General features: G+C 52.6%; 7 protein-coding genes. 4 read left to right on the top strand and 3 right to left on the bottom strand.

From position 1 onward, the window contains the following. Window positions 1–815: YeiH family protein (locus Q1K24_RS03465; protein WP_300365999.1), on the bottom strand; the 815-nt coding region annotated here is incomplete at its 3' end. Between the two features lie 140 nt (window positions 816–955). On the opposite strand from Q1K24_RS03465, the gene Q1K24_RS03460 reads away from it, so the two are divergent. Next, window positions 956–1,858, top strand: a complete 903-nt coding sequence (locus Q1K24_RS03460) for a LysR substrate-binding domain-containing protein (RefSeq protein WP_300365996.1) — start codon at window positions 956–958, stop codon at window positions 1,856–1,858. Window position 1,859: 1 nt separating this feature from the next. Here Q1K24_RS03460 and mobA read toward each other — a convergent pair whose 3' ends face one another. Beyond that, on the bottom strand, window positions 1,860–2,432 hold the full coding sequence (gene mobA / locus Q1K24_RS03455) for a molybdenum cofactor guanylyltransferase MobA (protein ID WP_300365992.1): 573 nt from the start codon (window positions 2,430–2,432) through the stop codon (window positions 1,860–1,862). Next, window positions 2,433–3,698 carry a 3-isopropylmalate dehydratase large subunit gene (gene leuC, locus Q1K24_RS03450; protein ID WP_300365989.1) on the bottom strand — a complete coding sequence of 422 codons (1,266 nt, stop codon included), beginning with the start codon at window positions 3,696–3,698 and terminating at the stop codon, window positions 2,433–2,435. 85 nt (window positions 3,699–3,783) lie between these two features. Here leuC and Q1K24_RS03445 point away from each other — a divergent pair, with 85 nt between their 5' ends. The 3 genes from Q1K24_RS03445 (at window position 3,784) to Q1K24_RS03435 (ending at window position 6,315) form a co-directional block, all read left to right on the top strand. Next, entirely contained in the window at window positions 3,784–5,109 is a 1,326-nt protein-coding gene (locus tag Q1K24_RS03445; RefSeq protein ID WP_300365986.1) for an NFACT RNA binding domain-containing protein, read from the top strand. 66 nt (window positions 5,110–5,175) lie between these two features. After that, the gene (locus Q1K24_RS03440; RefSeq protein ID WP_300365983.1) at window positions 5,176–5,502 is read left to right on the top strand and encodes a hypothetical protein; all 327 of its coding nucleotides are present in this window, start codon (window positions 5,176–5,178) and stop codon (window positions 5,500–5,502) included. A 45-nt stretch (window positions 5,503–5,547) separates the two neighbouring features. Beyond that, complete coding sequence (locus Q1K24_RS03435; RefSeq protein WP_300365980.1) at window positions 5,548–6,315, top strand: phosphatidate cytidylyltransferase; 768 nt, start codon at window positions 5,548–5,550, stop codon at window positions 6,313–6,315. Window positions 6,316–6,374: the final 59 nt, after the last annotated feature.

The raw sequence follows: 6,374 nt of genomic DNA, 5'->3' as shown, positions 1-6,374 counted from the left end.
CCGATGAAATAGACGGCGAACCAGGGAATCACGAGCTTCACGCCGCCCGCTTCACCGCCGCTCTTTTTCGCGGTATAGGAGAGGTAGATGCCCAGCAGGATCAACATCGGGGCGATCATGATGACGCGGGTCATTTTCACGATGACCGCCGCCTTCGCCATCTCGGTATCGGGCCCATCGATCGACCCCACCGCGACAACCTGCGCCACCTCGTGGATCGTGCCACCCACATAGATGCCGAACTCCTGCGGTGTCATGTCAAACACCCCCGCTTTGAGCAGGGCCGGATAGAGGAACATCGCGATCGTACCGAAGAGTACGACCATCGAAACGGCGATGGCCGCTTTGTGCTCTTCGGCTTTGAGCACGGGTTCGGTCGCGAGAACCGCGGCGGCCCCGCAGACCGAGGCGCCCGAAGCGGTGAGCATCGCCGTATCGCGGTCGAGACCGAATATTTTACTGCCCAGCCATGTGCCGAACAGGAATGTCGTCGAAAGCATGATGAGCGAAACCATGAACCCTTCGATGCCCACTTCCGCAATCTGCTGGAAGGTGATGCGAAAACCGTAGAAGACGATGGCGAAACGCAGGATCTTTTTCGCCGAAAAGACGATCCCCGTCTCCCACTCGACAGGAAAATGGTTATGGAGCGTATTGGCGTAGAAAATACCGATAACGATACCGACGACCAGTGGAGAGATACCCAGTTTCATGACCGGTGCCAGTCCGGCGATATATGTGGCCGATGCTGCAACGAGGGCAACAAAAACAATACCGCTGATGGTGCCTTTGCGTTTTTCCGGAGAAAATGCCATTCGAAACCTTTTCAGTATTTCTTATTAAACTATTCAATCTTAATAAGTTTTACTCTATATTATAATATAGAACTTCCCACAAACAAAATAAATAAAATATGATATAATTATCAGAAATATTGAGCCAAGGCGATACCAAGATGAAGATCACCCTGCGTCAAATGGAGATATTTCTGGAGGTTGCCCACATCGGCCATCTGACCAAAGTGGCTGAAAAAATGGGCCTGAGCCAGTCGGCGGTATCCATGTCGATCAAAGAGCTGGAAAATATCATCGGCTACAAACTCTTCGACCGCATCAACAAGAAACTTGCACTCAACGAAAAAGGGCGTGCCTTCGCGGAAGCGATCGCTCCGCTGGTCGGCAAGCTCAACGATATCGAAGAGGAGTTCAAAAACGATGAAAACAATGGCGAACTGCTGATCGGCGTCAGCACCACCATCGCCGACTACCTCATCCCTCCCATCATCTGCGACTACATGAAAACCTATCCTCAGGTCAAGGTCAACCTGAAAATCGGCAATACCAGAGAAATCGTCGATCTGATTGAGAATGGATCGGTCGATCTGGGGTTTGTGGAGGGGAATGTCGACTCCACATCGATCAAACAGGAGGTCGTAGGACTTGATGAGCTGATTGTCGTAACCGGAGACAAAGACCTCGCCAAAAAAGAGGATGGGTACTATATTGACAAACTTTTGGACAAACGGTGGATTCTGCGCGAAGAGGGCTCCGGAACCCGGGAAGTTTTTCTAACGCATCTCGGTGACCTGGCGGCCCAGATCAATCTTTTTCTCGAACTGCGCCACCCCGAATCGATCAAGAATATGCTGATTCAGAGCGGAAAATGTCTCACCTGTCTTCCCCGCATCAGCGTCATGAAAGAGCTTGAACGCGGCGATCTGTATGAACTGAAGATCAAGAAACTGAAATTCGAGCGCCAATTTCTACTGATCTATCACAAAGACAAATATAAAACTTCGCTGCTCAGCAAATTTATCTATTTCACAAGAATGCAGCTGGGAAGAATTCTCGAACACTGATTCACGATTTCCGGTTCCCAGCCCTATATTCTGCCGGTGTATTCATATTGAAAAAAAGTTCATCGTCGGGAAAATCAACGAAACGTGTATCGGCGATTCCCAGCAAATGGTTGAGGCGGTGGTTCCCCTCTTCGATCATCTGTTTCAACAGTGGCAAAAGAGTCATCGTGTAGATGCCGCACATCGGATGGGTCCCTCCGGGGCTGCGGGCAATAACGGCATCGGCCTTCTCTCTTTCATAGAGACTCACCACCCCCTCTATCACGGTCTCATCGACAAAAGGCGTATCGACACTGATGGCAAAGAAATCGCTGGCCAGCGTCTCGTAAACGGTCAGCAGACCGGCGGTCGGTGCGAAAAAATCCGAAGCCGGAGCGTCAAGAATCATGGGCGCATCGAAAGAAAATTTGTTGCGTTTGGCACTGATGTAGACATTGGAGAAGAGCGGAAGAAGACGGCGATACTGGTATTCGGCGAGTGACGGAAAACCGCCGAAGGGCAGGAGCGCCTTGTCTTGCCCCATGCGGGAACTCTTTCCCCCGGCAAAAATGACACAAGGGAGAGGGAATTTCATTCAGATATCGCGCGGATCGACGATTTTGCCGGCGATTGCACTGGCAGCGGCAACGGCGGAATTGGCGAGATAGATTTCGCTGCTGCGTGCCCCCATGCGGCCGACGAAATTCCGGTTGGTTGTGGAGATACAGCGCTCATTGTCGCCAAGAATACCCATATACCCGCCCAGACAGGCGCCGCATGTAGGATTCGAGACGACCGCACCCGCATCGATGAGCGTATCGATGTAACCCGCTTTCTCCGCCGCTTTCAGAATTTTCTGCGTCGCAGGGGTAACGATCATACGGGTGTGGCGGGCGACACGTTTGCCTTTGACGATCTCTGCAGCGATTTTGATATCACTGAGCCGGCCGTTGGTGCAGCTTCCGATAAAAACCTGATCCACTTTTAGATCGTCGGCGACCGCCTGGCTGACCGGTTTGCCGTTGCTGGGAAGGTGGGGATAGGCGATGACAGGCTCCAGTTTGCCCACATCGATCTCGATGACCTGACAATACTCGGCATTGAGATCGGAGTAGTGGAACTTTGGCTCGCGTGCCAGCGGCTTGTCGGCCAGGAACGCTTCCGTCACTTCGTCGACGGCTACGATGCCGCTCTTGGCTCCCGCCTCAATCGCCATATTGCAGAGGCTGAAGCGGTCGTCCATACTCAGGTGTCCGATTGTATCACCGGTAAACTCCAGCGCTTTGTAGAGGGCACCATCGACGCCGATCATGCGGATGAGCTCCAAAATCAGGTCTTTGCCGTAGATGTGTTCACCCGGTTTACCGGTGAACACCACTTTGATCGTTTCAGGCACCTTGAACCAGTTGCCGCCGGTGATCATCGCGAAGGCAAGGTCGGTGGATCCCATACCGGTACTGAAGGCTCCCAGCGCTCCATGGGTACAGGTGTGGCTGTCGGCCCCGATAATCACATCACCCGGTACGACGAGCCCTTTTTCCGGCAGCAGGGCATGTTCGATACCCATATCTTTTTCATCAAAAAAGTGTTTGAGGTCGTGTTTGTAGGCGAACTCTCGGCTGATCTTCGCCTGGTTGGCACTGGCGATATCCTTGGCCGGGATAAAGTGGTCCATGACGATCGAAAAACCGTCGGGGTTCGCCAGTTTCGTCGCACCGCTCTCCTCGAACGCACGGATCGAAATCGGTGTCGTGATATCGTTGCCGATGACCATATCGATCGGTACCCGCACAATCTCACCCGCCCTGACGTCACGCCCCGCATGCTCACTGAAAATCTTTTCGGTAATGGTCTGTCCCATAACAATCCTTGCAGAAGGGGGCAGCAGCCCCGGAAATTGCCGCGATTATAGCAAAATCGCCCCAATATTTCGCTAAAATGGCTCTATGAAATTCTACGAACTCCAGGCTCTCACCGACCATCTCAGATCATTCAGACAGATCACACGGGCTGAACGTATCGGTGACAACATCATCCGCATCCTCTTCGACAGAAAAGAGGCGATCGGTTTCGATCTCTCGAGGGGGCAGAGCGAACTCTTCTGTGCCGACGATGTCGACACTGCACGCACCTACCACGCCCCTTTCGACACGATGCTCAAAAAACGGTTCAACGGCGCGAAAATCGTCGATGTCACGATGCCCCACGGTGACAAGATCATCCGCATCGAAGTTTCGCAGCAGGGGGCCTACAAAGCCCAAGCCTCCTTTTTGCAGCTGGAGTTTACCGGCCGCCACACCAACGCCATCATACTCGATGAAAACGGCGTTGTCCTCGAAGCGCTCCGCCATGTCGACAGCGATGCCAGTTTCCGCGTCGTCAAACCGGGTGTGGAACTCAAACCGCTCAAGCCCTATAAAGGGAAACGCCGGCAAGGTTCCATCGACGATATCGAGGCATGGCTGAAAGAACGGGCGGAAACGAGACGGATACGGCGGCTCGAACAACTCAAAACGCGGCATGCCCACGCACTCGAAAAGAAGATCGAGCGGCTCGAAACGGCACTGCAGAAGCTTCCTGACAAAACCGAACTCGAGAAGGAGGCATCCCTTTATGCCCAACGGGCATCGATTGTTCTCGCCCATCTGCATGAGATCAAACCGTACGACCGGAAACTCGTGACCTACGATTTCGAAGGCAACCCCGTCTCGATCGATCTGCCGGCGCTTCCCAACCCAAAACGGCTGGGAGAGTACTTTTTCGCACGCTCGAAACGGGCAGCCAGCAAAGCGGAACATCTGCATATCGAAGAGGAGAATCTCAAAAGCCGTATCGCGTTCTATCGGCGGCTGCTTGAAAACCTTCGACACGCCACAAACGAAGCACAGATCGCGCTGCTCTTCCCGCCGAAACAGCAGAGAAAAAAGAGAGAGGTGAAATCCCAGTGCGAAATTTTCTGGATCGGAGAGTACCGCGTCATGGTCGGCCGCAACGAACGGGAAAACATCTGGGTGCTCAAACATGCCAAAGCCGGTGACATGTGGCTTCATCTCAAAGATCGCCCCTCCTCGCACTGCATCATCCAAAGCGCCGGCAGAAAACAGATACCCAAAGATGTCATTGAAAAAGCGGCGAAAATCTGTGTCGAAACCAGTGTGATTCAACCGGATGACTATCTGGTCGATTTTACTCAGAGACGGCATGTCAAAATCGTTCAGGGGGCACATGTCAACTATGTCAATTACGATACAATTAAGGTAACGAAAACATAAAGGGAGTGAGGCGGATAAACAGGATCGATATTCTGATCTCTAAACGTCGGGTGAAAGGAAAATATCGTGGCAATCTCACCGCTTACCAATATCATCTTTGTCAACCAGAACATGCAGGTGGCCGCGTCGGTACAGAATATGCAGTTCAACCGCTACGATGTGCAGAATGCCGCCGCCCAGGCGATCGTGAACGAAAAAGAGAAAGTCATCGAAGAGACCCGTCCCGCCGAAGAGTCCGAAGCGATCGACCCCGACAGAGATCATGAACGACAGGAAGCCCGCGAACGCGAAAAAGAGCGGGAGCAGAGTGCACGCCGCAAACCGCATCTCCACAAAGACAAGGGATTTACGATCGACGAAGACGGTACACCGCACGTCGATATTCATGTTTAACCCAAATTCGGTTATACTAAAGACACTTGACAGAAGGGTGTTTTTATGAGTTTTTTCTCCATTGTTTCCGAAAACAGACTCCGTTTTCTAACGGGTGCCGTCCTTGTCGCCATCGTCGTATCGATCGGACTTATCGACAATTTTTTCCTGATCTGGCTCTTTCTCGGCATCGTCTATCTTTTTTCATTTTATGAAGCAATGCGGCTTTTCGAAGTCGAAACGAATAACCAGATGTACGCCTGTGCCGCAGCGATCTGGCTACTGGCGCTCATCTACCCGAACCCGGACGATCTCTTCTTTCTGATCGCAGTCATTTTCGCCTCGCTGCTTGCCTATACACAGGATTTCAACAAGAAACTCTTTCTTCCGTTTCTCTATCCGACCGCGTCGTTTCTCTTCCTCCTCGCACTCTACAAAGATTTCGGCGTCGATTCCCTCTTCTGGCTTCTGGTGGTTGTTGCGTTGACCGATATTTTCGCCTATTTCACCGGCAAAATGTTCGGCAGGCGTCCGTTCTGCCCCACTTCGCCCAAAAAGACGGTCGAAGGTGTCGTCGGTGGCGTCCTGGTCGCAACATTCGCCGGCTTTTTCGCCGGGAGCCTTCTGGTCGACTGGCCGCAGGCGCTCCTGATCTCTCTCGGCACTTCGATCGCTTCCGTTTTTGGCGACCTTTTCGAAAGCTACCTCAAGCGCCAGGCCGGCGTCAAAGACAGCGGCGATCTTCTGCCTGGGCACGGGGGCATACTCGACCGTGTCGACGGCTACCTCTTCGGCGGCATCGTGATGGTGCTGTTGTTGAGGGGATTGTTGTAAATGGTTCATCGGGTATTGGGCATTGAGATTCGCCTCGCGAATCGGCATGGGAGTGGAGA

The organism is Hydrogenimonas sp. (assembly GCF_029932565.1).
GTDB lineage: Bacteria > Campylobacterota > Campylobacteria > Campylobacterales > Hydrogenimonadaceae > Hydrogenimonas.
Note: the sequence above shows the minus strand (reverse complement) of the source record. Positions and strands in the feature narration are given on the sequence as shown.